This window comes from Rhodococcus sp. NPDC003382 (genome assembly GCF_053589135.1).
Window position 1 is genome coordinate 1 of sequence record NZ_JBSFRH010000007.1, and the last position, 25,761, is coordinate 25,761.

At 68.8% G+C, this 25,761-nt stretch carries 20 protein-coding genes; 12 read left to right on the plus strand and 8 right to left on the minus strand.

Annotation, left to right across the window (positions count from 1 at the left end; genetic code table 11):
- Positions 1-55: 55 nt before the first annotated feature.
- The 3 genes from ACWDUD_RS07000 to ACWDUD_RS07010 form a co-directional block, all read right to left on the minus strand.
- The gene (locus ACWDUD_RS07000; RefSeq protein ID WP_450108827.1) at positions 56-1,444 is read right to left on the minus strand and encodes a glutamate decarboxylase; all 1,389 of its coding nucleotides are present in this window, start codon (positions 1,442-1,444) and stop codon (positions 56-58) included.
- 122 nt (positions 1,445-1,566) lie between these two features.
- Positions 1,567-2,529: a DUF1648 domain-containing protein gene (locus ACWDUD_RS07005; RefSeq protein ID WP_450108828.1), complete on the minus strand. Its 963-nt coding sequence runs from the start codon at positions 2,527-2,529 to the stop codon at positions 1,567-1,569.
- A 72-nt stretch (positions 2,530-2,601) separates the two neighbouring features.
- On the minus strand, positions 2,602-3,006 hold the full coding sequence (locus ACWDUD_RS07010; RefSeq protein ID WP_248674522.1) for an SdpI family protein: 405 nt from the start codon (positions 3,004-3,006) through the stop codon (positions 2,602-2,604).
- A gap of 104 nt (positions 3,007-3,110) precedes the next feature.
- On the opposite strand from ACWDUD_RS07010, the gene leuS reads away from it, so the two are divergent.
- Positions 3,111-5,960, plus strand: coding sequence for a leucine--tRNA ligase (gene leuS, locus ACWDUD_RS07015; RefSeq protein WP_450108829.1), 2,850 nt, complete (start codon positions 3,111-3,113; stop codon positions 5,958-5,960).
- 38 nt (positions 5,961-5,998) lie between these two features.
- Here the strand turns inward: leuS and ACWDUD_RS07020 are convergent, their stop codons facing one another.
- On the minus strand, positions 5,999-6,814 hold the full coding sequence (locus ACWDUD_RS07020; protein WP_450108830.1) for an alpha/beta hydrolase: 816 nt from the start codon (positions 6,812-6,814) through the stop codon (positions 5,999-6,001).
- Between the two features lie 156 nt (positions 6,815-6,970).
- Between ACWDUD_RS07020 and ACWDUD_RS07025 the strand changes: the two genes are divergently transcribed.
- From ACWDUD_RS07025 to ACWDUD_RS07035, 3 genes are read left to right on the plus strand one after another with little or no spacing between them, the layout of a single operon-like run.
- On the plus strand, positions 6,971-7,354 hold the full coding sequence (locus ACWDUD_RS07025) for a nuclear transport factor 2 family protein (protein ID WP_450108831.1): 384 nt from the start codon (positions 6,971-6,973) through the stop codon (positions 7,352-7,354).
- Positions 7,354-8,355 (plus strand): alpha/beta fold hydrolase, encoded by a 1,002-nt coding sequence (locus ACWDUD_RS07030; RefSeq protein WP_450108832.1) that lies wholly within the window; start codon positions 7,354-7,356, stop codon positions 8,353-8,355. The genes ACWDUD_RS07025 and ACWDUD_RS07030 overlap by 1 nt, the downstream gene beginning before the upstream one ends.
- A gap of 48 nt (positions 8,356-8,403) precedes the next feature.
- The gene (locus tag ACWDUD_RS07035; protein ID WP_450108833.1) at positions 8,404-9,477 is read left to right on the plus strand and encodes a DUF6777 domain-containing protein; all 1,074 of its coding nucleotides are present in this window, start codon (positions 8,404-8,406) and stop codon (positions 9,475-9,477) included.
- Positions 9,478-9,487: 10 nt separating this feature from the next.
- Here ACWDUD_RS07035 and ACWDUD_RS07040 read toward each other — a convergent pair whose 3' ends face one another.
- On the minus strand, positions 9,488-10,159 hold the full coding sequence (locus ACWDUD_RS07040) for an SDR family oxidoreductase (protein WP_197251465.1): 672 nt from the start codon (positions 10,157-10,159) through the stop codon (positions 9,488-9,490).
- A gap of 117 nt (positions 10,160-10,276) precedes the next feature.
- Here ACWDUD_RS07040 and ACWDUD_RS07045 point away from each other — a divergent pair, with 117 nt between their 5' ends.
- Positions 10,277-11,287: a PHP domain-containing protein gene (locus ACWDUD_RS07045; RefSeq protein ID WP_450108834.1), complete on the plus strand. Its 1,011-nt coding sequence runs from the start codon at positions 10,277-10,279 to the stop codon at positions 11,285-11,287.
- 8 nt (positions 11,288-11,295) lie between these two features.
- On the plus strand, positions 11,296-12,732 hold the full coding sequence (locus tag ACWDUD_RS07050; RefSeq protein ID WP_450108835.1) for a flavin-containing monooxygenase: 1,437 nt from the start codon (positions 11,296-11,298) through the stop codon (positions 12,730-12,732).
- On the opposite strand, the gene ACWDUD_RS07055 is transcribed toward ACWDUD_RS07050, so the two are convergent.
- On the minus strand, positions 12,722-13,603 hold the full coding sequence (locus ACWDUD_RS07055) for a spermidine synthase (RefSeq protein WP_450108836.1): 882 nt from the start codon (positions 13,601-13,603) through the stop codon (positions 12,722-12,724). The genes ACWDUD_RS07050 and ACWDUD_RS07055 overlap by 11 nt on opposite strands.
- Before the next feature lie 97 nt (positions 13,604-13,700).
- On the opposite strand from ACWDUD_RS07055, the gene ggh reads away from it, so the two are divergent.
- From ggh to ACWDUD_RS07080, 5 genes are all read left to right on the plus strand, one after another.
- Entirely contained in the window at positions 13,701-15,038 is a 1,338-nt protein-coding gene (gene ggh / locus ACWDUD_RS07060) for a glucosylglycerate hydrolase (RefSeq protein WP_450108837.1), read from the plus strand.
- Between the two features lie 196 nt (positions 15,039-15,234).
- A complete protein-coding gene (locus ACWDUD_RS07065) occupies positions 15,235-16,689 on the plus strand; it encodes a class I adenylate-forming enzyme family protein (protein ID WP_450108949.1) in 1,455 nt (484 codons plus the stop codon).
- A gap of 82 nt (positions 16,690-16,771) precedes the next feature.
- Positions 16,772-18,571 (plus strand): DUF3556 domain-containing protein, encoded by a 1,800-nt coding sequence (locus ACWDUD_RS07070; protein ID WP_450108838.1) that lies wholly within the window; start codon positions 16,772-16,774, stop codon positions 18,569-18,571.
- Positions 18,568-19,995, plus strand: coding sequence for a phytoene desaturase family protein (locus tag ACWDUD_RS07075; protein ID WP_450108839.1), 1,428 nt, complete (start codon positions 18,568-18,570; stop codon positions 19,993-19,995). The genes ACWDUD_RS07070 and ACWDUD_RS07075 overlap by 4 nt, the downstream gene beginning before the upstream one ends.
- A complete protein-coding gene (locus ACWDUD_RS07080) occupies positions 19,988-21,277 on the plus strand; it encodes a PucR family transcriptional regulator (protein ID WP_450108840.1) in 1,290 nt (429 codons plus the stop codon). Before ACWDUD_RS07075 ends, ACWDUD_RS07080 begins: the two co-directional genes overlap by 8 nt.
- 55 nt (positions 21,278-21,332) lie before the next feature.
- Here ACWDUD_RS07080 and ACWDUD_RS07085 read toward each other — a convergent pair whose 3' ends face one another.
- Positions 21,333-23,384, minus strand: coding sequence for a PhoX family protein (locus ACWDUD_RS07085; RefSeq protein WP_450108950.1), 2,052 nt, complete (start codon positions 23,382-23,384; stop codon positions 21,333-21,335).
- Between the two features lie 809 nt (positions 23,385-24,193).
- On the opposite strand from ACWDUD_RS07085, the gene ACWDUD_RS07090 reads away from it, so the two are divergent.
- Complete coding sequence (locus ACWDUD_RS07090) at positions 24,194-25,012, plus strand: glycoside hydrolase family 19 protein (RefSeq protein WP_450108841.1); 819 nt, start codon at positions 24,194-24,196, stop codon at positions 25,010-25,012.
- On the opposite strand, the gene ACWDUD_RS07095 is transcribed toward ACWDUD_RS07090, so the two are convergent.
- The gene (locus ACWDUD_RS07095) at positions 25,013-25,756 is read right to left on the minus strand and encodes an amino acid ABC transporter ATP-binding protein (RefSeq protein WP_450108842.1); all 744 of its coding nucleotides are present in this window, start codon (positions 25,754-25,756) and stop codon (positions 25,013-25,015) included.
- Positions 25,757-25,761: the final 5 nt, after the last annotated feature.

The window sequence follows — 25,761 nt, forward strand, 5'->3', positions numbered from 1 at the left end:
GCGGGGGCCGGGGTGGGCTGTGGGGGCGCCCCCCCCCGCCACAAAGGCACACCGCTCAGTGAGCGAAATGCTTTTCCGTCGAATGCTTTCCGATTCCGCTCTTACGCAGCTCGTCGCACACCTCGACGAGGTCCGTGTGCAGCATCCGGGCCAGATCGGCGCTGAATCCCTCACGGACGACGATCCGCAGCACCGCGACGTTCTCGGCGTCCGCGGGCATCGTGTATGCCGGCACCTGCCATCCGCGGGCCCGCAGTTCGTGTGAGATGTCGAAGACCGTGAAGCCCGGATCGTCGGTCAGTTCGAAGGAGATGACCGGGATGGCGCTGCCGTCCGTGATGACGTTCATGCCCTCGATCTCGGAGATCCCGCGCGCCAACCGGACCGCCGTCGTGCGGAGCGTTTCCATGATCCGCTGGTAGCCGGAGCGGCCGAGGCGCAGGAAGTTGTAGTACTGGCCGACGATCTGGTTGCCGGGGCGCGAGAAGTTCAGGGTGAACGTCGGCATGTCGCCACCGAGATAGTTGACCCGGAACACCAGGTCCTCGGGCAGCGCGTCCTGATCGCGCCACACCACGAATCCGATTCCCGGATACGTCAGGCCGTACTTGTGGCCGCTGACGTTGATCGACGCCACGCGCGGTACCCGGAAGTCCCATTCGAGTTCCGGACGCAGGAAGGGCACCACGAATCCGCCGCTCGCGGCGTCGACGTGCAGCGGCACGTCCGGCCCACCCGACGCGGCGACCTCGTCGAGAACCGCGGAGATCTCCGATACCGGTTCCAGCTCACCGGTGTACGTGGTGCCGAGAATCGCGACGACGCCGATCGTGTTCTCGTCCACGGCTTCTCGCACCTGATCCGGCGTGATCGAGTAGCGCCCGGGTTCCATCGGAAGGTACTTGGGTATCACGTCGAAGTAGCGGCAGAACTTCTCCCACACCACCTGAACATTGCTTCCCAGAACAAGATTCGGGCGGGAAGTGTCGCCGCCGGCCGCTTCGTGACGTTGCCGCCACCGCCACTTGAGGGCGAGCCCGGCGAGCATCACCGCCTCACTCGAGCCGATCGTCGACACACCCGTCGCCGACGCCGGATCGAACTCCGTGAGTCCCGGCGCGTTGAACAGGTCCGCGACCATTGCGACACAACGTTCCTCGATCGCTGCGGTCGACGGATACTCGTCCTTGTCGATGAGGTTCTTGTCGAAGGTCTCCGCCATGAGACGGCCCGCCTCCGGCTCCATCCATGTCGTGACGAACGTCGCGAGATTGAGCCGGGAACTGCCGTCGAGCATCAGCTCGTCGTGGATGAACCGGTACACCGCGTCCGGTTCCATCGATCCCTGAGGCAGTTTCGACGCGGGCACCGGGTCGGTGTCGAGGCGGGTCGTGTAGGCGGGAGCGAGTATCCCGTCGGGGTGTGATCGTCTCCGATGACTCACTGGAACCTCCGGGCATCCGGTCGATTGTGCTCCATGGAAATTCGCATTCCATTGAACCGGACCGGTCCGTACGATGTCCCCGTTTCCCGTAGCTCGGCCGGTTCGGGATTCCGGCGCGGAGTTCAGCGGACGCGAGCGTCGGCGAGGCTGTTGAGCGCCCCGGCCATCTCCTGCGCCCGCTCCGTGGTCACGGTGAACTCGTGACCGCCCGCGGTGGTGAACACCAGCGCCGGGCCCGTGTTGGTGACCAGTCCGTACCGGCCGCGGCCCTTGGCGCGCAGCCCCCAGCCGCCCCAGTCCTCGAACGGCCGGGTCTCGGTGACCTTCGCGCCGATCATCTCGTCGAGGCCGTATTCGACCGCCGTCATGCCGAGGTTGCGCACGCGCACGCCGGCCTCGTCGACGGTCACCCGGAACCGCAGCAGGCTCAGCACCAGCACCCCGACCGGCAGGAAGATTGCGAGCGGCCACCCGGAGCCGGCGGACCAGCACACGAGCACGGCCGGGCCCAGCACCACGAGTGCCAGCACGGCCGTGGTGCGGGTGCCGGTCCCGACCTGGTCGACGATCGGCAACTCGACGCGACCGCGAGGGAGCTTCGCGTCAGGGGCAGCGGTCGCCGGGACCCGCTCCCGGTAGTCCCGAAGCAACGCGGCACCGACGAGCCCGACCGCGACACCGAGCAGAACGCCGAGGCCGATCGACCACATCGGCAGCTGCGCCTGCGCCGCGTCGGAAAGGTCCAGCTGCGCCGCCAGCATGGTCACGTGGATGGTCACCAGCAGTCCGGTGACGCCCAGCCCGACGACGAGCATGTACCGCCGCATCATCAGCATGGCCTGCGCGAGCGCCGCGATCGCGCTGCAACCGCCACCGACCAGCACGATGACCAGGGCGATCGTCCACGCGTTCGACATCGGCGAGGAGAACCCGTCCGGGTCCGGACCGGACGAGTGCGTCGCGATCGCGGCGGGCAGGCGAGGTTCCCACGCAGCGGTGACCAGCACCGCGGCCACGGCGGCGGCGATCGGAAGGGCGATGCCGAACAGGGCACCGGCGGGATCGATGATGCGGCGGGTCGTCACCGGCCCAGAGTAGGGACTGCGGGACGATCCGCGAGAGTGCCCGAGACGTGTGTCGTCAGGCGCCGACCGTCGTCAGGCGGTGGGCTCGCACGCGCCGCGCAGGCTGCACGCGCCGCACGAGGTGCCGCAGCCCTCGGTCTCCTCGGGCTTGGTGGCAGCGGCCACCCGCGCCGCGATGGATCCGCCGGCCCCGGCCGTGGCGAACGCCGCCACGATCGTGACGACGACGGCGACGACACCGGCGACGGTCGGCAGCGTCAGCGCGGCGACACCACCGGCGACGAGCAGCACGGCGGAACCGAGGATGCTGGGGGCTGCGACCTTGTTGGCCAGGGCGAACGTCTCGTCGTCGCGCAGCGTGTCCGCGGTGCGGACACCTGCCCAACGGTTGCGTCCGAGCCGTCCGGTGAGCCCGGCGACGGCGACGACACCGACAGCGAGGGCGAGTACGAACAGCACGATGGCGACGATCAACACGGCGACCAGGATACCGCCGGACGCAGCCGCCGGTCCGGTCGGGTTCGGCCACGTTCTACCCTGGTCGGAGGTAACAGACGCCAGCCAAGTAGATAGCGACCGCCGTGACTCGTCCTGATCAGACTTCCACTCCGTCGTCCGACGCCACCCCGCAGCATCGGTACACCGCCGAGCTTGCCGGGCGGATCGAGCAGCGCTGGCAGGAGCTGTGGCGCGAACGCGGCACGTTCGAAGCGCCGAACCCGGTCGGCCCGCTGGCCGGCGACGTGCCCGCCGACAAGCTGTTCGTGCAGGACATGTTCCCGTACCCGTCCGGTTCGGGCCTGCACGTCGGGCATCCGCTCGGTTACATCGCCACCGACGTCTATGCGCGCTACCACCGCATGCTGGGCCACAACGTCCTGCACACGCTCGGTTACGACTCGTTCGGTCTGCCGGCCGAGCAGTACGCGGTGCAGACCGGCACGCATCCGCGCACCACGACCGAGGCGAACATCGCGAACATGAAGCGGCAGCTGCGCCGTCTCGGCCTCGGCCACGACGAGCGTCGTGCCGTCGCGACCACCGACGTGGACTTCTACCACTGGACGCAGTGGATCTTCCTGACCATCTACAACGCGTGGTACGACACGGAGGCCGGCAAGGCCCGCCGCATCTCGGAACTCGAGTCCGAACTCGAGTCCGGTGCCCGCACCCTCGACGACGGCCGCGACTGGGCCGCGCTGTCGGATGCCGAGAAGCAGGACGCGCTCGACGCCTACCGCCTGGTGTACCGCTCGGATTCGCTGGTCAACTGGTGCCCCGGCCTGGGCACCGTGCTCGCGAACGAGGAGGTCACCGCCGAGGGCCGCTCCGAGCGCGGCAACTTCCCGGTGTTCCGGAAGAACCTGCGGCAGTGGATGATGCGCATCACCGCGTACTCCGACCGTCTCATCGACGATCTCGAGTTCCTGGACTGGCCGGACAAGGTCAAGACGATGCAGCGCAACTGGATCGGCCGCAGCCACGGCGCCCAGGTGAAGTTCGCCGTCGACGGCCACGAGGACGCCGAGATCGAGGTCTTCACGACCCGCCCCGACACCCTGTTCGGCGCCAGCTACGTCACGCTCGCGCCTGAGCACGCCCTGGTCGACGAGATCGTCGGCGGCGCGTGGCCCGAGGGCGTCGACGAGCGCTGGACCGGTGGCGCCGCCACCCCGGCCGAGGCCGTCGCCGGCTACCGCGCCTCGATCGCCGCCAAGTCCGATCTGGAGCGGCAGGAGAGCAAGGAGAAGACGGGCGTCTTCCTCGGCGCGTACGCCGTGAACCCGGTCAACGGCGAGAAGCTGCCGGTGTTCATCGCGGACTACGTGCTCACCGGCTACGGCACCGGCGCGATCATGGCCGTGCCCGGACACGACCAGCGCGACTGGGAGTTCGCGACCGCGTTCGGCCTGCCGATCCGCGAGGTCATCTCCGGCGGCGACATCACCGCCGAGGCGTACACCGGCGACGGTGTGCTGGTGAACTCCGACTACCTCGACGGTCTCGCCGTCGCGGACGCGAAGAAGACGATCGTCGCGAAGCTCGAGGAATCGGGTGCCGGCACCGGCACCATCCAGTACAAGCTGCGCGACTGGCTGTTCGCGCGTCAGCGCTACTGGGGCGAGCCCTTCCCGATCGTGTACTCCGCCGACGGACGCCCCCACCCGCTGCCGGAATCGATGCTGCCCGTTGAACTTCCGGATGTGAAGGACTACGCGCCGGTGTCGTTCGACCCGGACGACGCCGACTCGGAACCGTCGCCGCCGCTCGCGAAGGCGACCGAGTGGGTCGAGGTGGACCTCGATCTCGGTGACGGCCTGCAGCGCTACACCCGCGACACGAACGTCATGCCGCAGTGGGCGGGCAGCTCGTGGTACCAGCTGCGCTACATCGACCCGACGAACCCGGACGAGTTCTGCGCCAAGGAGAACGAGGCGTACTGGACCGGTCCGCGTCCGGAGATCCACGGCCCGAACGACCCGGGCGGTGTGGATCTGTACGTCGGCGGTGTCGAGCACGCCGTGCTGCACCTGCTGTACGCGCGGTTCTGGCACAAGGTGCTGTTCGACCTCGGCTACGTCACGTCGTCGGAGCCGTACCGCCGCCTGTTCAACCAGGGCTACATCCAGGCGTACGCCTACACCGACTCGCGCGGTGTCTACGTCCCCGCCGACGAGGTCGAAGAGCGCGACGGTGAGTACTTCCACAACGGCGAGCGGGTCAACCGCGAGTACGGCAAGATGGGCAAGTCCCTGAAGAATTCCGTTGCGCCGGACGAGATCTGCGACGACTACGGTGCCGACACGCTGCGCGTGTACGAGATGTCGATGGGTCCGCTCGACCAGTCCCGCCCGTGGGCGACCAAGGACGTCGTCGGTGCCCACCGCTTCCTGCAGCGCGTGTGGCGCGCCGCGATCGACGAGGAGACCGGCGCGGTGCGCGTCACCGACGCCGAGCCGGCCGAGGACACGCTGCGTGCGCTGAACCGCACCATCGCCGGTGTGTCCGACGACTACGCGAACCTGCGGGACAACACCGCGATCGCGAAGCTCATCGAGTACACCAACCACCTCACCAAGACGTACCCGGACGGCGCGCCGCGGACCGCGGTCGAGCCGCTCGTGTCGATGCTCGCGCCGGTGGCGCCGCACCTCGCGGAGGAACTGTGGTCGCGGCTCGGGCACACCGAGTCGCTCGCGCACGGTCCGTTCCCCGTCGCCGACGAGAAGTGGCTCGTCGAGGACAGTGTCGAGTACCCGATCCAGGTCAACGGCAAGGTGCGCAGCCGCATCACGGTGCCCGCCGACGCGAAGCCCGACGCGATCGAGGCGGCGGCGCTGGCGGACGAGAAGATCGTCGAGCTGCTCGCCGGTGCCGCGCCCCGCAAGGTGATCGTGGTGCCCGGCAAGATGATCAACGTGGTCAAGTAGCGCGGTTCGCAAGTTCCGGGTGACGGCGTTCTGCCGGATCAGTTCCGTTCCGGCAGAACGCTGTTCACGAAGTCGAGGACGTCCCCGAGGACCTCGTCGCGGTTGGTCTCGTTGAAGATCTCGTGGCGCGCACCGGTATACGTGCCGGACCGTGCCTGCGCACCGGAGTACGTCCCCCAGCCCTGCGCGGTGCCCTCGATCGGCACCAGGCCGTCGTCGGAGCCGTGCAGCCACAGCACCGGAACCGAATCAACCGGACCGGCCGCCGAGATGGTGTCGAGGCAGTTCTTCAGTGCCTGCACCGTGGGCCGCTTGAACGGGCCGTGCCACACGAGGGGGTCGGCGACGTAGGCGCGGCCCACCGCCGGGTCCCGGGAGAGCGTGTCCGGGTCGATGGGCGTGTCGGGAATCTCGTCGGCGGCGAGCAGGGCGTCGACCGCGGCCCAGGTGCCGAGCACCGGCGCGGACAGGACGACCGCGGCGAGGCTGTCGCCGTATCGCTGGGCGTAGCGCGCGGCGATCATCCCGCCCATCGAATGCCCGACGAGCACGACGGGCAGGCCGGGATTCTCGCGCCGCGCGGTCAGATCGAGCAGGTGGAAGTCGTCGACGACCTTCTCGAAGTCCTCGACGAGGACCCGCTCGCCGTCGCTGAGCCCGTGCCCGACGTGGTCGATCGCGTAGACCGTGGCGCCGTCGGCGGCGAACCGGGTCGCGACGTACTCGTACCGTCCGGAGTGCTCGCCGTAGCCGTGGCACAGCAACACGACATAGCGCGGGTTCTCGGCCGGCCAGTGGCGTCCGGCCAGGGTTCCGCCGTGACCGTCGAGGGTGAACGCGGCCGTCTCGCTCATGAAGACTCCTCTCGGCGCACCTGCAGCGTCATCCAGTTCGTGTCAGCCAAGCATCCCGCGCGCCGGGGCGGAGCCGATTCGCTGCGGGACCTGGTCTGCGGGCTCCGGTGACACTAGTCTCCTGATCTAGAACATGTTCTATTCGAGGAGGCTTTCATGGCACCGACCGCCGACGCGATCCGCGAGACCGTCGAGAACTACATCCGCTCGGTCGCGAAGGGCACGACCGACGATGTCCTGGCCCTGTACGCGCCGGGCGCGACCGTCGAGGACCCGGTCGGCACCGAACCGCGCACCACCGAAGAGGCGCTGCGCGAGTTCTACGGCGTCATCGAGCCGCTCGCTCAGACCGGTGAACTGCTCACCCTCAAGATCGCCGCGAACAACGCCGCGTTCCTGTTCCGCCTCACCACGCACCTCGGCGAGCAGGACCTCGTGATGGAGGTCGTGGACGTCATGACCTTCGACGACGACGCGAAGATCACCTCGATGAAGGCGTACTGGAACCAGGACGACATGGTCACGGTGCCCGCGTCCTGATGCGCAACGTCGTCGTCGAGGTCGATGGTTTCACGTGGAACATTGCCGAAGCCGGTGACGCCGGCCGGCCCGCCGTCGTGCTGTGCCACGGATTCCCCGGTCTCGGATACAGCTATCGGCACCAGGTGAGCGCACTCGCCGCCGCCGGTTACCGGGCCATCGCGCCGGACATGCCCGGTTACGGCGGAACCGACCGGCCGACCTCGATCGACGAGTACACCAACGCCGCGGTCGCCGATCGTCTCGTCGGTCTGCTCGACGCCCTCGGCATCGAACGGGCCGTTCTGGTCGGGCACGACTTCGGGGCACCCGCGACGTGGACCGCCGCGCTCCGCCACCGCAGCCGCGTCGCCGGACTGGTCCTGCTCGCCGTGCCGTACGCGCCGGACCCGCTGCCCGCGCGGCCCACCGAGCTGTACGCGGCGATGGCGCACCGGCACTTCCTGCACCTGCACTACTTCCAGGAACCGGGGGTCGCGGAACGCGAACTCGACGCGCGGCCCCGCGAGTTCCTGCAGCGGCTGTTCCACGCGCTGTCCGGCCGATACCGGTACCTGGACATCTGGCAGCACCCGTCGGACGGAAACGGCTACCTCGACGTGTTGCCCGAGGCGCCGGACCTGCCCTGGGACTGGCTGAGCGAGGACGAACTCGACCACTACGCGAGGGTGTTCGCGCGAACCGGATTCGGGGGCGGCCTGTCCTGGTATCGCGCCTACGACGCCAACTGGGAGGCAGCGGCGGGAAGTGAACCGGCCCTGCTCGAGGTCCCGGCCTTGTTCGTCGCCGGCGCGAACGACCCCGTCATCACCATGGCCGGACCGCACGCGCTGGAGCGGATGCGGCAGACGGTGCCGGACCTCAGGGGCGTTCACCTGCTCGCCGGCGCCGGCCACTTCGTGCAGATGGAACGCGCGCGCCGGGTCGACGAACTGCTCGTGGACTTCGTGTCGGAGGTGTTCACGACACAGGACATATCGCCCGACACCCCGTTCCGGTGAATCCGCAAATCCACCGATCGCATTTGTAACCCGTCCTAGGATGTGCGGGTGGCCACCGATGCCGCTGCGCGCGGATTCGGATTGGTGCTCGTTCTGATCGCGCTCGTGGTGAGTGGATGTTCGTCGGGTGGTTCCGAGCGAACCGAACCGGTACGACTCGAGATCGCGACCGCACAGGACCAGTACCCCTGGACCGGACTGCTGCTGCCGGCCCAGGTCCCGGTCGTGGTGCCGGAACCCGACGACGAGGATGTCGAGGGCTCCGGCGATCCGGTCGCAGTGACCGACGACGGCACCGCCGCGGTCGCCGGGGACCGCCCCGCGCTCTACGGCGGCAGCCTCGAGCGCGAACTGTGCGACCGGCAGGAACTCGTCGACACCCTCGAGCAGGATCCCGCGAAGATCGAGGCGTGGCTCGGCGTCCTGAAGGTCACCGACGCCCGCGAATACGTCCGCAAGCTGACACCGGTGCTGCTGCGGGCCGACACCCGCGTCACCGTGCACGAGTACCGCAGCGGCACCGTCGTCCCCGTGCAGTCGGTACTCGAGGCGGGCACGGTCGTGCTCGTCGACGATCGCGGCACCCCGAAAGTGCGGTGTGCACGCGGCACACCGTTGACGGCCCCCGTGCTGACACCGGCCCCGGAACTGACGGGCGACGGCTGGGAGGGACTGGATCCGAAGCGGTTGCTCGTCGTGCAGCCCGCCGCGACCTCGGTGCCGCAGCTGACGGTCGTCGACATCTCGACCGGCGACCTGCTGCCGGTGCCGATCGGAGCGGGACCGCGGCAACCGGCACCCGCGCCGCCGGCGGAGTCCGCGGTCGCGAGCCCCACGCCGCGCACGGAAGCCGAAACCCGGACACCCGAGGCCGCCGCTCCGGTGCCGCGCCCACAGTCCCAGGCACCGGCACCGCCGCCTCCTCCCCCACCGCTACCGGCCGAAGCGCCACCGCCGCCTCCGCCTCCGCCACCCGAGCCTGCACCACCCGCGCCCGAGCCTGCGCCTGCGCCGGCTCCCGCACCCGCACCGGCGCCGCCCCCCGCGCCGGCTCCGCCCCCTCCGCAGATCCAGATCCAGATCCCGGGCGCCCCGCCGGTGGTCATTCCGCTGCCGTTCTGACCGGTAGCGGCTACCGGGGGCGCAGCACGATTTCCGTCGGATGGGCGTCGGCGGGCGTGCGGATCGCGTTCCCGACCGCCTGCGCGACGGTTGCCGGGCGCAGGTACCGGTCGGGCCGGTACTCGTTGCCCTCCTCGGCGACGAGCGCACGCTGCATGTCGGTGTCGATGCGGCCCGGGTGCACCGACGTCACGCGCAGGGCCGGTTCCTCCTGGCGCAGTACATCGCCGAATGCCCGCAGCGCGAACTTGCTCGCCGCGTACGCTCCCCATCCGGCCCGCGCATTCAGGCCGGAACCCGAATTGATCAGCACCACATGCCCGTTCGCGGCACGCAGGGCAGGCAGCAGGGCGCGGGTCAGGGCCACGACGGCAAAGACGTTGGCGTCGAACATCTCCCGCCACTGCGCGACATCGGATTCGGCGACGGTGCCGAGGCTCGCGATGCCCGCGTTGTGCACGAGGACGTCGAGCCGATCGATGCCGGAGCAGGCCGCGGCGACGGCATCGTGGTCGAGCAGATCCACCGGCCACGGGGTCGCGCCGGGAAGTTCCGCGACGATCGCGCCGAGGGACTCCTCGGTGCGACCACCCAGCAGCAGGTCGTGGTCGGGGGCGAGTTCGCGGGCGATCGCGGCACCGAGGCCGCGGGTTCCGCCGGTGATCAGGGCTGTCGGACGCATACGGCCGAGCGTAGGACAGGGCGCCCGGCCCGGTTCCGTGCCGCCTCTCCCGACCGGACGGACCGAATAGCGGTTTCCCGCCACCCGGGCCGCGGTGGGGCGGCCACAATGGAGGATATGGACCCGGTGAGCGCACTGCGCGAAGTCGCGTTCTGGCTCGAACGCGAGCACGCCAAGACCTACCGTGTACAGGCCTACCGCCACGCGGCGGACGTGGTGGCGGCACTCGACGAGACACAACGGGAGCACCGCCGCCGCACCGACACGTGGTCCGAACTGCCCGGCATCGGCCCGAAAACCGCCGCCGTGATCCGCGAATCCTACGACGGAATCCCCGGCTACCTGCAGGAACTGCGCGATGCGGCCGAGCCGATCGGGCGCGGGGCCGACGACCTGTGCACCACCCTGCGCGGCGACCTGCACACCCATTCCGACTGGTCCGACGGCGGTAGCCCCATCGAGGAGATGGCGCGCGCCGCGAAGACCATGCTCGGGCACGAGTACCTCGCCGTCACCGATCATTCGCCGAGACTGACCGTTGCCAACGGGCTGAGCCCGGAGCGGCTGCGCACCCAGCTTGGAGTGATCGCCGAACTCAACGCGTCGGGCGACGGAGCGCGGATCCTGACCGGCATCGAGGTCGACATCCTCGAGGACGGGTCGCTCGACCAGGACGACGACCTGCTCGCCGAGCTCGACATCGTCGTGGCCAGCGTGCATTCGAAACTGCGGGCCGAGAAGTCCGCGATGACCCGGCGGATGGTGCGGGCGGTGACCAATCCCCACGTCGACGTGCTCGGGCACTGCACCGGGCGGCTCGTCACGGGTGGTCGCGGGCAGCGGCCCGAATCGACCTTCGACGCCGAGAAGGTGTTCTCCGCGTGCCGCGACCACGGCACGGCCGTCGAGATCAACTGCCGGCCGGAGCGTCGCGACCCGCCGAGCCGGATGATCGACCTGGCGCTGCGGCTCGGGTGCCGCTTCGCGATCGACACCGATGCACACGCCCCCGGCCAGCTGGACTGGCTGGGGTACGGATGCGAGCGCGCCGCGGAGCGGGGTGTCGAACCGGAGGACGTCATCAACACGTGGCCCGTCGAGGAACTGCTGGCCTGGACCGCCGGATAGGAGCGGATGTGGAACACGTCGATGTCGTGATCGTCGGGGCCGGCCTCTCCGGTATCGGCGCCGGATACCGCCTGCAGACGCAGTGCCCGGACCTGACCTACACGATCCTCGAGGGTCGCGACGCGATCGGCGGAACGTGGGATCTGTTCCGCTACCCGGGTATTCGATCCGACAGCGACATGTACACCTTCGGATATCCGTTCCGGCCGTGGCACGGCGACCGGTCCTTCGCCGACGGCCCCTCGATCCTCGAGTACGTGCGGGCGACCGCCGCGGACTACGGGGTGGATCGACGAATCCGGTTCGGGCACAAGGTGACCGGTGCCACGTGGGATTCGGGCACCGCGACGTGGACGGTGCGGGCGATCGCCGACGGCCTCCCCGTCGAACTGACGTGCTCGTTCCTGTACATGTGCAGCGGCTACTACAGCTACGAATCGGGGTACCTGCCGGACATTCCCGGCCTGAACATCTTCGACGGCCCCGTGGTGCATCCGCAGTTCTGGCCGGAGGACCTCGACTGGTCCGGCAAACGCGTGGTGGTGATCGGCAGCGGTGCCACCGCGGTCACCCTGGTGCCCGCGATGGCCGAGGACGCCGAGCACATCACGATGCTGCAGCGGTCCCCGTCGTACATGATCTCGCTTCCCACTCGCGACCGGTTCGCCGACCGGATCCGGACATGGTTGCCGGGCAACGTCGCCCACCGTGTCGTGCGTATGAAGAACGTCACGAGAATGCTGGCGTTCTACCAGTTCTGCCGGCGGATGCCGCACCTGGCGCGCAAGGTGATTCGCACCGGTGCCGCCCGCCGCCTGCACGGGAGCGCGCCGGTCGATCCACATTTCGCGCCCACCTACGATCCGTGGGATCAGCGCATGTGCCTGGTTCCCGACTCGGACCTGTTCCGGGCGCTCCGATCCGGTCGCGCCGACATCGTCACCGGCCGGATCGAACGGGTCACCGACCGTGGGGTCCGGCTCGAGTCCGGTGAAGAACTCGAGGCCGACGTGCTGATCACCGCGACCGGTCTGCGGATCGTTCCGGCCGGTGGTATCACGCTCGTCGTCGACGGGGAACGGGTCGATCCGAGCGACAGGTACGTGTACCGCGGGACGATGCTCAGCGGCGTGCCGAACTTCGCGTTGTGCCTCGGCTACACCAACGCGTCGTGGACGCTGCGTGCCGATCTCGCGTCCCTGTACGTGTGCCGGCTGTTGAACCATATGAGGCGCAAAGGGTATCGGAGCGCGATGCCCGACTATCGCGGCGACGGACGGACCCGCCCGCTGCTCGATCTCAGCTCCGGATACGTGCAGCGCGCCGCGGGGATCCTGCCGCGGCAGGGCACCCGCAACCCGTGGCGGATGCGCCAGAACTACCTGCTGGACCTGCCGACGATGCGATTCGGCCGGATCGACGAATCGATGGCGTTCAGCCGGTGACGAGGCCCTTCTCGGCCGGTGCCGATTCGTGAGGTAGCGGAATCTCGCTGTCGCACAGTACCTTCGCTCCGGACGCGAACCGCTGCACCTCGTCGTCGCGACGGATCTGCGCCGGGACCGCGCCGCCGAGCAGATCCCGGGCGAGGCTCGCGGAGTCGCCGAGCGGCGAATCGCTGCCGGCGATGACGACGTTGCCGTAGCGGCGGCCCTTGAGCATCGCCGGGTCGGCGATGATCGCGGTGTGCGCGAACACGCTGCCGATCGTCGCTGCCTCGCGCTTGGCGGTCGTGAGGTCGCGGGTGTCCCCGCAGTTCACGACGTAGATCCCGCCGGGTGCCAGCACACGACGGGCGTGCCGGGTGAACTCGACGGTCGTCAGCGCCGCAGGTGTGCGGTTGATCGCGAACACGTCCCGCACGATCAGGTCGCGGGTGCCGTCGGTGAGCGAACTCAGCACCGCACGCGCCTCCCCGACCCGGATGCGCAGCAGCGGTGCCCGCGGGAGATCGAACCACTCGCGCACCAGCTCGGCGAGCCGGCTGTCGATCTCGACGACCACCTGCCGGGAGTTCGGAAAGCACGCGTGGACGTACCGGGCCATCGTGCACGCACCGCCACCGAGGTGCAGCACCCGCAGCCGGTCGGCCCGGGTCCAGTGCGCATCCATCAGGTGCGCGATCCACCGCATGTACTCGAACTCGAGCAGCGTCGGATCGGACAGGTCGATGTGGGAACTGGGCACCCCGTTGATCTCGAGCAGCCACCCGTCCGGCCGGTACCGGTCCTTGACGAGCTCGCACGTGCCGGTGTCGATGTCGTGGATTCCGGGCGACAGAACGGCATCGGAGGCGGGACGGGGACGGGAGCTCACCGTCCCATTGTCCTCCCGGTGCCGCCGGCACGGCACGAGGGGGCGGCCGACCGGGCTCTCGGCGTGCGCTTTTCCTCGGAAGTCGCACAATGAAACGATGCCGGACCGCGGATTCACCCATACGCAGCTCGCCGCGCGCGCTGCCTACCTGTTGCGCGGCAACGATCTGGGCACGATGACCAGTGCGGCGCCGAAGCTCTATCCGCACATGTGGAGCTGGGACGCGGCGTTTGTCGCCGTCGGACTGGCGCCGTTGAGCGTGGAACGCGCCGTCGTCGAACTGGACACGCTGCTGTCGGCGCAGTGGAGCAACGGAATGATCCCGCACATCGTCTTCGCCAACGGCGTCGACGGGTACTTCCCCGGTCCGTCCCGGTGGGCGGTGAGCGAGCTCGCCGCGCACGCCCCGGAGGGTGTGCAGACGTCGGGGATCACGCAGCCGCCCGTGCACGCGATCGCGGTGCAGCGGATCCTCGATCACGGCCGCCGGCACGGCCGCAGCACGCGCGCGGTCGCCGAGGAGTTCCTGGACCGGCGGTGGGCGGATCTGGTGCGCTGGCATCGCTGGCTCGCCCGTGCCCGCGACCTGGAGGGGAACGGCCGCATCGCGCTGTATCACGGGTGGGAGTCCGGGATGGACAACTCGCCGCGTTGGGACGCCGCGTACGCGAACGTCGTGCCCGGTCCGATCCCGGCCTATCTGCGCGAGGATCTGGTGCACGTCGGCGATGCCGGACAGCGTCCCACCGACGCCGAGTACAACCGCTATCTGTGGCTGCTCGAGGAGATGAAGGGCGTCCGGTACAACGACGAGGAACTCACCACCGCGATGAGCTTCGCGGTCGAGGACGTGTTCGTCAGCGCCGTTTTCTCGCTGTCGTGCGAGGTGCTCGCCGTCATCGGTGAGGAGCATTCGCGGCCGCACGCGGACGTGCGCGACCTCTACGGCTGGGCCGAGCGATTCCGGCGGGGCGTCATCGCGACGACGGACGAACGTACCGGCGCGGCACGAGATTTCGATCTCCGATCCGGGAAGTGGATCGCCACCGAGACTTTCGCGATGTTCGCGCCGCTGCTGTGCGGCGGCCTGCCGAGGGCGACCGAACTCGCGCTGCTGCGGACATTCGAGGGACCGAAGTTCTGCGGACATCCGGACCTGCGGTACGCGGTGCCGCCGTCGACGTCGCCGGTGTCGAAGGATTTCAGGTCCCGCGAGTACTGGCGCGGACCGGTGTGGCCGGTGATGACGTGGTTGTACTCGTGGGCGTTCGCGCGCCGCGGCTGGGCCGAGCGCGCGAACATGCTGCGCGCCGAGGGGCTCCGGCAGGCCGCCGACGGTTCGTTCGCCGAGTACTACGAGCCGTTCACCGGCGAACCGCTGGGCAGCATGCAGCAGTCGTGGACGGCGGCGGCCGTTCTGGACTGGCTGGGATAGGCATACAGAAGGCCCGCACGCGGGGCTTTTGTGCTCCGGGGACAACGCCGCGCCGGAACTCGAGCCCGCGAGGCCCTGGTTGATACGTGACATGCGTCACTACCGTTGCGGTCATCCCCCGAAGGAAGGACCGACCGCCGTGACGACCGACAGCACCGTGACAATCCACAGCGCCGAGACGCTCGACCCCGCGACGATCGAATACCTGGTGTGGCATCGCGAGTCCGACCGGCCGTGCGTGCGTGACGACTCCCTTCAGCTCACCTACTCCGAATTCGCCAGCCGGGTGGACGGTTTCGCGTCCCAGCTGCAGGAGCACGGGATCGGAGCCGGGGACGTCGTGGCGGTGATGCTGCCCAACCGCGCCGAACTGCTCGTCGCGCTGATGGCCGCGTGGCGGCTCCGGGCGACGGCGACCCCCGTCAATCCCGCGTTCACGGCCGCGGAGGCCGGCTACCAGATCGACGACGCCGGAGCGGTACTCGTGCTGGGCACCGGCCCCGAGTCGCCGTCTGCCGGGCGGCCGCTGATCCACGTCGACGACATGGTCACCGCACCGCCGGCCGGGTGGACCGCCGGTGACGATCCCGCCGCCGACGACACCGCACTGCTGATCTACACGTCCGGTTCGACGGGCCGCCCCAAGGGAGTGCAGCTCACGCACGCGAACCTGCAGTTCATGGCGGCATCGTTCCGGACGCATCTGCGGCTCACCGAATCCGATCACTGCCTGCTGATCCTGCCGCTGTTCCACGTCAACGCGATCGCCGTCAGCTTCCTCACACCGATCCTGGCCGGGGCGCAGCTGAGCATCACCGGCCGGTTCTCCCCCGCCCGGTTCTTCGACGACGTCGCCACGCTGCGGCCGACCTACTTCTCGGCCGTGCCCACGATCTACGCCCTGCTCGTCTCGCAGCCCGCGCAGGCGTCGCTGGACACGTCCTCGCTCCGGTTCGGGATCTGCGGTGCCGCACCGATTTCGAAGGAACTCCTCGATCGGGTCGAGCAACGCTTCGGGCTGGTCGTGGTCGAGGGATACGGGCTCACCGAAGGAACCTGTGGGTCCGCGTGCAACCCGATCGACGGTCCCCGCAAACTCGGCACCGTGGGGCCGGCACTGCCCGGTCAACGCATCGGCATCGTCGACGAGAACGGAAACACGCTGCCGCCCGGGCAGATCGGCGAGGTCGTCATCGAAGGCCCGAACGTCATGGCCGGCTACCTCGGCCGGCCCGACGAGACCGCCCGCACCGTCGTCGACGGACGGCTGCACACCGGCGACGTCGGCCGCCTCGACGAGGACGGCTACCTCACCCTCGTCGACCGCATCAAGGACATGATCATCCGGGGCGGAGAAAACCTGTACCCCAAGGAGATCGAGAACGCACTCGCCGAACATCCGGCGGTGCTCGAATGCGCCGTGATCGGCGCACCCCACGACGTGTACGGCGAGGTGCCGGTCGCGTACGTGGTGACCTACCCCGATCGTGAAACCACCGAGGAGGAACTGCTCGCCCACGTCGCCGACCGGTTGACGCGGGTGAAGGTACCCGAAGCGATAGTCCTGGTCGACGCTCTGCCGCGCAACCCGGTCGGCAAGATCGACAAGCCCGGCCTACGGCGCCGCCACTCGGTGCCCGCCGACGCCTGACCCCTTCCCCCACAGCTCGTCCACTCGACTCGCCGGCAGCAGGCCGGTGAGGCGATACACCCTACCCAGGAGGCGAATTCCCATGGGATTCAAGACCGGCAACTTCCCCGAGGTGGACCCCTCGACATTTCGTGACCGACCGTTCCGGGACCGTCTGCGCGCCATGTCGACCCACTGGGTCGACCACGGGTTCGGAACCCCGAAGATGGTGCACACCGTCTACATCCTCAAACTGGCGATCCTCTACGTCGGCGCGGGCACCGCACTGGCGACCCTCACGTCGGGACTGTCGTGGTTCGACGTCGCGTCGTGGTGGAACCAGCCGATCGTCTACCAGAAGCTGATCCTGTGGACGGTGCTGCTCGAGGCGCTCGGTCTCGCCGGTTCGTGGGGCCCCCTCGCCGGCCACTTCAAGCCGATGACCGGCGGCTTCCGGTACTGGCTCAAGCCCGAGACGATCCGGCTCCCACCGTGGCCGGACAAGGTGCCCGGCACGGCCGGTGACCGCCGCACCGTCGGCGACGTCCTGCTCTACGCCGTGCTGCTGGCGAACCTCGTTGCCGCCGTGGTTCTTCCGGGTGTCCATACCGGTTCGCTCGACGCACTCGTCGCCGACAACGTCGGCCTGGTCCGGCCCGCCGTCGTGGCCCCGCTGATCGCGCTGCTCGTCGTGATCGGCCTGCGGGACAAGGTCATCTTCATCGCGGCTCGCAGTGAGCAGTACCTCCCGGCCATGGTGTTCTTCACGTTCCTGCCGTTCGTCGACATGATCGTCGCGCTCAAGCTGCTCATCGTCACCGTGTGGGTCGGGGCCGGTGTCTCGAAGTTCGGACGCCACTTCGCCATGGTCGTGCCGCCGATGATCAGCAACACGCCCTGGATGCCGTCGAAGCGCATCAAGCGCATGCACTACCGCAGTTTCCCGAACGACCTGCGCCCGTCGCACCTGGGCAGCGGCGTCGCCCATGTCCTCGGCACGCTCGTCGAGATCGTCACCCCGGTGATCCTGCTGTTCTCCACCAACCGCACGGTGACGCTGCTCGCGGTGCTGCTGATGGTGGCGTTCCACTTCTTCATCGCCTCCACCTTCCCGCTCGCGGTCCCGCTGGAGTGGAACCTGCTCTTCGCGTACGCCACCGTGTTCCTGTTCTGGGGCTTCCCCGCGTGGGAGGGCTACGGCGTCGGCGACATGTCGTCGTGGTGGCTGGCGGGCGGTATCGCCGCCGCGCTGTGCTTCTTCCCCGTCCTCGGCAACCTGCGGCCCGACCTGGTGTCGTTCCTGCCGTCGATGCGGCAGTACGCCGGCAACTGGGCGTCCGCGACCTGGGCGTTCGCGCCGGGCGCGGAGGAGAAGCTCGACCGGCACATCGTCCGGGCCGCGAAGAACACTCGCACCCAGCTGCTCGAGACGTACCCGCCGGAGGTCGCGGACGTCGTGATGCACCAGCTGCTCGGCTGGCGGTCGATGCACAGCCAGGGCCGCGCGCTGTTCTCCCTGATGATGCGGCACCTCGGCGACGACATCGACACCTACGACCTGCGTGAGGCCGAGTTCTCGTGCAACTCGATCGTCGCCTTCAACTTCGGTGACGGGCACCTGCACAACGAACACCTGATCGCCGCGATCCAGCGCCGCTGCAACTTCGCGCCCGGCGAGTTCGTCGTCGCCTGGATCGAATCGCAGCCCATCCACCGCGGCGTGCAGGAATACAAGGTGATCGACGCGGCGGTCGGCGTGATCGAACGCGGCACCTACAAGGTCGCCGACGCGGTCGCCGAGCAGCCCTGGCTGCCCAACGGCCCGATCCCGTTCGACGTGCAGTGGACAATGGACCGCAGGGGCGCACATCGCGACGCGGACGATCGGGAGGTCCTGGCGTGAGCACAGCGGTCGTGGTCGGCAGCGGGCCCAACGGGCTCGCCGCCGCCGTCCACCTCGCCCGTAGCGGTGTGGACGTCCAGGTTCTCGAAGCGGCCGACGAGATCGGTGGCGGCACCCGTTCCGGCGAGCTGACCGTCCCCGGCCTGGTCCACGACCACTGCTCGGCCTTCCACCCGATGGGTGCGGGCTCCCCCTACCTGCAGACCCTCGGCCTCGAGCGGTACGGGCTGCGGTGGCGGTGGCCCGAGGTCGACTGCGCACATCCGCTCGACAGCGGTGAGGCCGCGCTGCTGTACCGGTCGCTCGACGCCACCGCCGCCGGACTCGGAACAGCCGACGGCGCGCGGTGGCGCCGGATGTTCGCGGACCTGGCCGGCGGGTTCGATGCGCTGGCCGGGGACCTGATGCGCCCGGTCCTGAACGTGCCGAGGCACCCGCTGCGGCTGGCCGCGTTCGGTCCCCGGGCGCTGCTGCCGGCCACGGTGACGGCACGCTGGTTCCACACTCCGAAGGCCCGGGCGCTGTTCGGCGGGGTGGCCGCACACGCCTACCACCGGCTGGATCGGCCCGCGACCTCCGCGGTCGGGTTGATGATCGTCGCCGCGGGTCACCGCTACGGATGGCCGGTCGCGGAGGGTGGATCGTCGGCGATCACCCGCGCGCTCGCCGCGCAATTGGCCGAGTACGGCGGGAAGATCCACACCGGTGTGCGGGTGCGACGCACCGCGGACATCCCGGCCGCCGACGTCGTACTCCTCGACGTGGCCCCGGAGGGCGCCCTCGAGATCTTCGGCGATGTGATGCCGTCACGGATCGCGAAGTCGTACAGGAAGTTCCGGCACGCGCCCGGCGCGTTCAAGGTCGACTTCGCGATCGACGGGCCGATCCCGTGGACCGACCCCGAATGCGGTCGCGCCGGGACCGTGCACCTCGGCGGGGAGTTCGACGAGGTCGCCGCTGCCGAAAGAGCGGTCGCGTCCGGTCGGATGCCGGAGCGGCCGTTCGTGCTGCTGGGTCAGCAGTACGTGGCCGATCCCACCCGCTCCCGTGACGGCGTGAACCCGGTGTACGCCTACGCGCACGTGCCCGCCGGATACACCGGGGATGCGACCGAGGCCGTCGTCGCCCAGGTCGAGCGGTTCGCACCCGGATTCCGCGACCGTATCGTCGCGACGACGGTGGCCACCCCGGCCGATCTGGCGCGGGACAACCCGAACCAGGTGGGCGGCGACATCATCGGTGGTGCGAACGCCGGTGTGCAGGTGGTGTTCCGGCCGCGGATCGCCCTCGATCCGTACGACATCGGTGTCCCGGGGGTGTACCTGTGCTCGGCGTCCACCCCGCCCGGCGCGGGCGCACACGGCATGTGCGGCTACAACGCCGCCGAATCCGCGCTGCGCCGGCTACGGAGTGGCCGTGGCTGATCCGGCGGCCACGAACGGCACAGGGACGACGACGCACGACGAGGTTCGCCGCGTCGTCGGTGAGATCGCGCAGCGGTTCGGGGACCGCCAGCAGGAGATCACCCGCGCGCTGACGACCATGATTGCCCGCGAGGTGGCCCGGCTCGACGAGGACCCGCTGCTCGTCGAACTGCTCGAGGCGAGCGTGCACGGCAACATCACGACGATGATCCACGTGCTCGCCAACGATATTCCCACCGAGCACCTCCAACCTGCCACGGCAGCAGTGGAATACGCGCTGCGGCTCGCGCAGCGCGACGTGTCGTCGCACTCACTGGTTCGGGCCTATCACCTCGGGCAGAACGAGTTCATCCGGATGTTCGTCGACGAGGTCCGCTCGATGGACCTGCCGACGAACCTGGCGTTCGATGTGATCGAGAACGTCTCGTCGGTCGTCTCCCGGTACATCGACCGGATCACCCTGGACGTGTTCGACGCGTACGAGAAGGAACGTCAACGGTGGTCGGCGGTCCGCGGGAACGTGCACTCGGCGCTCATCCACGGACTGGTCGAGGGAACCGAAACCGACACTGCCGCATTCGAATCCGAAACCGGATACCGCCTCGACCGGTGCCACGTCGCGATGATCGTCTGGTCCGCCGTCGAACCCGCCGACGGAGGTGTCAGTCCCCTCGACCGGCTGGTCCGCCGCATCGCCGAACACCTGAGGGCCGACGGCCCTCCGATCCTCACCGCCGTCGACCGCCGCACCGTGTGGGCGTGGCTGCCGTTCGGCCGGCGCCCGCCGACGATCGACACGGCCGAACTCGCCGCGGTCGTCGGCACCCACTCCACCGGCCGGGTGGCCGTCGGGCTGCCCGCGACCGGTCAGGCCGGATTCTGCCGCAGCCACGAGCAGGCCAGGGCCGCGTATTCGATTGCCATGGTGCAGAGCACCTCACATCGCCGCGTCATCGGTTTCGGTGACCGCGGTGTCGCTGTCGTGTCCCTGCTCGCCCGCAATCTCGACGCCGCACGGGCGTGGGTCGGCGAGGTGCTCGGTCCCCTCGCGGACGACACCGAGCAGGCTGCGATGCTGCGGGAAACGCTGAGCACCTATTTCGCGACCGGCGAGAGCCACCTGCACACCGCCGAACGCATGAACCTGCACCGCAACACCGTCAAGTACCGGGTCGGCAAGGCCCTCGGCGACCCCACCCGCGCACCCGCCACGCACGACAAGCTGGACGTCGCGCTCGCGTTGCAGGCCTGCGAGTACCTCGGCAGTTCCGTGCTGCGCTGACGCGCCGGTGTGCCTTTGTGGCGATGGGGGCCGCCAGAAGGGCACACGAGGGCGTTCACGCCCACTTCTTCCACACCACCACGACCGAAGGTCGCGGCTGGGCGGTGCCACCGTCGGGCCAGTGCGACGCGGGAGCGTCCCACGACGCGTCGTCGGTCTCGCCCGGATGCTGTACACACACCAGGACGCGGTTCTCCTGGACGACGGGACCACACGTCTCTGCGCCGATCGGAACGGTGAGGAACTGCTTGGTCTCGCCGCGGCGGGGCCCGTCGAGCACGACCGCGAACAGGCCGTCGTTGGATTTCAGGGCGTTGCCGTCGGTGCTGATCCACAGGTTGCCGTGCGGATCGAACGCGAGGTTGTCGGGGCACGAGATCGGGCTGACCTGCGATTTGTCGAATCCACCGAAGTAGGTGTCGGCCGCTTCGGGATCGCCGCACACGAGCAGCAGATTCCAGGTGAACGTGGTGCCGGCGTGGTCGTCGTCGAGCTCGAGGACCTGGCCGTTCTTGTTGTTCGCACGCGGATTCGCTTCGTCGGCAGCGGGTTTGCCGTCTGCGCCGCGATTCGAATTGTTGGTCAAGGCGACGTAGACCTTGCCGGTCGCCGGATTCGGTTCGAAGTCCTCGGGCCGGTCCATCTTGGTGGCACCGACCTTGTCGCCGGCGAGACGGGTGAACACCGCGACCTCCTCGGCCGACATTCCGTCGACCAGAGACTCTGCGGAACCGTCTTCGCCCGTGCGCAGCAACGGAATCCACGTGCCGCTGCCGGCGAATGCGCCACTCTCCGGCAGGGTTCCGGTGCCGTCGATCGTGTCGGGGTTGTCGCCGGTGAGCTGCGCGACGTACAGGGTGCCGGCGTCGAGCAAGGTCATGTTGTGCCGCATCGCCGCTTGCGAGTTCCCGGCTTGCATCTTCCGGGACGAGACGAACTTGTACATGTAGTCGAAGCGTTCGTCGTCACCGCTGTACGCGACGACCGTGCCGTCGGGGGTGATGTGGACGGTCGCGGCCTCGTGCTTGAACCGGCCGAGCGCGGTGTGCTTGACCGGCACGGACGTCGCGTCCCAGGGGTTGACCTCGACGACCCAGCCGAAGCGGTTGACCTCGTTCGGGTTCGCCGCGACATCGAAGCGCGGATCGAATCGCTCCCACTTGCGTTCGGATGCACCGCCTTCGATTCCGTAGCGGGTGAGCCGTTCGGCGACGATCGGATCGGTGACCTGCTCGGCGTTCGCGAAGTACTGGTTGAAGTTCTCCTCCCCCGACAGCACCGTGCCCCACGGGGTGAGTCCGCCCGAGCAGTTGTTCAGTGTGCCGAGCACTCGGGTGCCGGTCGGATCCGCAGCGGTCTTCAGCAGGTCGCTGCCGGCCGCGGGCCCGGTGACGGCGAACTCGCTCAGGGCGGTGATGCGCCGGTTGTACGGACCGAATTCCGGTGTGAGATGCCCCGTTCCGGGCTCACCCTTGACCTGCACGACGGACAGTCCGTGGCCGGCCCAGCCGATCCGCACGTGCTCTTCGGTGGGATTCTCCGCGTCGTACCCGGCGAACATGAACGGTTCGGTCGTGTATTCGTGATTGACGACCAGCAGATAGGTGTGCGGCACGCCGTCGACGGGCAGCAGGCCCGCGAAGTCGTTGTTGAACCCGAACTGCTTCTCCTGCGCCGCCGCGGTCTGATTCTCGATGTCGAATGCGGGGGCATCGGGCAGCACCGGGTCGCCCCAGCGGATCACCACGGCCTGCTCGTAACCGTCGGGGACGGTCACCGCGTCCGCGGTGTTCGGTGGTACGGGTGTGAAATCGGTTCCGGGAGCTGCCGGTCCAAGATCACCACTGCCGGGCGCCGGTGCCTCCCCGGCGCTCGCGTCGTCCGAGCACGCCGTGAGCACCCCGCCCGCGCCGACCGCGAGGACCGCCATCGCACCGCCGCGCAGCACTCCGCGCCGCGACACCGCACCCCGCACGATGTCCCCGAAGTACGTCCCTTCCGAACTGTTCGGTACTGCGTGCGAGCAGGCGTCGCCGCACTTGTAGCGGCACGTGATGTTCGCCCGTGACGACTTCCCGTCGTGGACGAACAGGGGCAGGTTTTCGATGCGCACGTGATCTCCCTCGTCGATTCGCTTCGGGGGCACCGTAGAAGGCGCAAACGAGACAAACGGAACGAACAGATGAACAGGGAGCGACGGCTTTTCGTCCGGTGGATGCTCCGGGTCCGCGCAAACGGACCGGTCGGTTATCACCCTTCCGCTTGTTCCGAGCCGGGGCCGGAGCGGTCGTAACATTCCCCGCAGTCCCTTTCGGAACCCGTGTGACAGATGTGGAGCAGTGAATACCGATGGGGCCGACCGGTTTCGCGCTGATGTGCAGAGTGGAGGGGTCCGACACGGTGTTGCGGACCCCTGTAGCGACTGTGTGATGGGACACAAATATGTAACGGTTGGGCGGTCGACGAACGATGGATGTGTCCTATTTGTGTCATGCGGGACGCAGGTGCGGGGCACGTCGGCCCTGAGCCGGTGGGCGGGTCGGTCGACAGTCTCGCCCCGGAATCGGTCCAGCTACGAGTCCTGTTGAAGCGCAACGAATCCCACGTCATCGGCGTCGGTCGCCGGAGTGGCCGGGTGAGGCCGATCGGTCGCCGCAGCCCCGGCCTCCGGGTGCCGTGATCGGGCGATTCGGGGCGCACCGAATCGAGAGCGAATGCGCTGGGTGCCGCCTTTCGGCCGCAAACGTGACATGGATCACGATACCTTGAAAAGCGCCCTACCTGCGCCGTTACCTGGATGTGACCTTAAGGCCGCTCGATGGTGATCCATCCGGGAACAAAGACTTCCCTTCGGTAACGCCCGCGGCCGCCAGTTTCGGAGGCCGAACCCGCTCGGCCGATCTTGGAGCACGACCCATGTCAGTTTCATATTCGCGCCGTTTGCGTGCCGCCGTCGCCGCGGCCGCCATGATCACCACTGCCACCGCCGCCGTTGTGGCGAATACGTCCGCCGCCAACGCCGATACTGCCTCCGTCGTGCCGGCTCGGTTCGATCAGCCTCGTGAGCAGCTCAAGGCGCTGGATTTCGAGGCCCTGTCGACCGCGGGGTGGAGTGGCGCCGCCGACGCTGCCACCGCCGAGCCGGCAGCGTCCACGGAGCCGGCCGAGGTCGCGCCCGAGCCTGCCCCGGCACCTCCTCCACCGCCCGCCGTCACCCCCGACGAGCTGGCTCGCATCGTGCCCGGTGTCCAGCCCGAGAAGATCGAGCAGTACATCGCCCCGCTCAACGACGCGATGGTGCGCAACGGCATCGACACACCGGTCCGGCAGGCAGCGTTCATCGCCCAGCTCGCCGTCGAGTCCGATTCCTTCCGCACCTTCGAGGAGTACGCCTCCGGGCGCGCCTACGAGGGCCGCCGCGATCTCGGCAATACCCAGCCGGGAGACGGCGTGCGCTACAAGGGCCGCGGCGCCATCCAGATCACGGGTCGTCACAACTACGAGAAGTTGAGCCAGGCCACCGGAGTGGACTTCGTCGCGCACCCCGAACTGCTTTCCGCGCCGGAGAATGCCTTCACCACGGCCGCCTGGTACTGGACGTCGCGCAACCTCAACCAGGTCGCGGACACCGCCGGAATCGTCCGGGTGTCGGAGATCGTCAACGGTGGCCACCACGCCCTCAACCGGCGTATCGCCGACTTCGAGCGGGGCCTGAATGTGCTGATCCAGCCGTAATCAGAGGACTTGCGACAGGAACTGTTGCAGCCGTTCGGTTTCCGGGCTGTCGAACAGTTGGTCCGGGGTGCCGGTCTCGACGACCGCGCCGTGATCCATGAACACGACGGTGTCCGACACCGACCGCGCGAAACCCATCTCGTGGGTGACGACGACCATCGTCATGCCGCCGGCACCGAGATCCGCCATCAGCGCCAGCACGCCCTTGACGAGTTCCGGGTCGAGCGCGGAGGTGGCTTCGTCGAAGAACATCACTTGCGGTTTCATCGCCAGTGCCCGCGCGATCGCCACGCGCTGCTGCTGCCCGCCGGACAGATTCGCCGGCCGCGACTCGGCCTTGTGGGCGAGACCCACCAGTTCGAGCTGCTCGACGGCGAGTGCCCGGGCCTCGTCCTTCGACATGCCCTTGAGCTTGCGGGGCGCCAACGCGATGTTCTCGATGACCGTCTTGTGCGGGAACAGATTGAAGTGCTGGAACACCATGCCGATGCGCTGACGCAGCGCGTCGGGGTTGTCCTTCAGCACCGACTTCCCGTCGAGCAGCACGTCGCCGGCGTCGGGTTCGTACAGGCGGTTGAGCACGCGCAGCAACGTCGACTTGCCGGATCCGGACGGCCCGATCACGGTGACGGTCTTCCCCGCGTCGACGTGCAGGTCGACGCCGCGCAGCACCTTGTTGGATCCGAACGCCAGGTGCAGCCCCGTGCCGGTCAGCGAGACACCCTCGAGAGTCGGAGCGGTCATGGTCG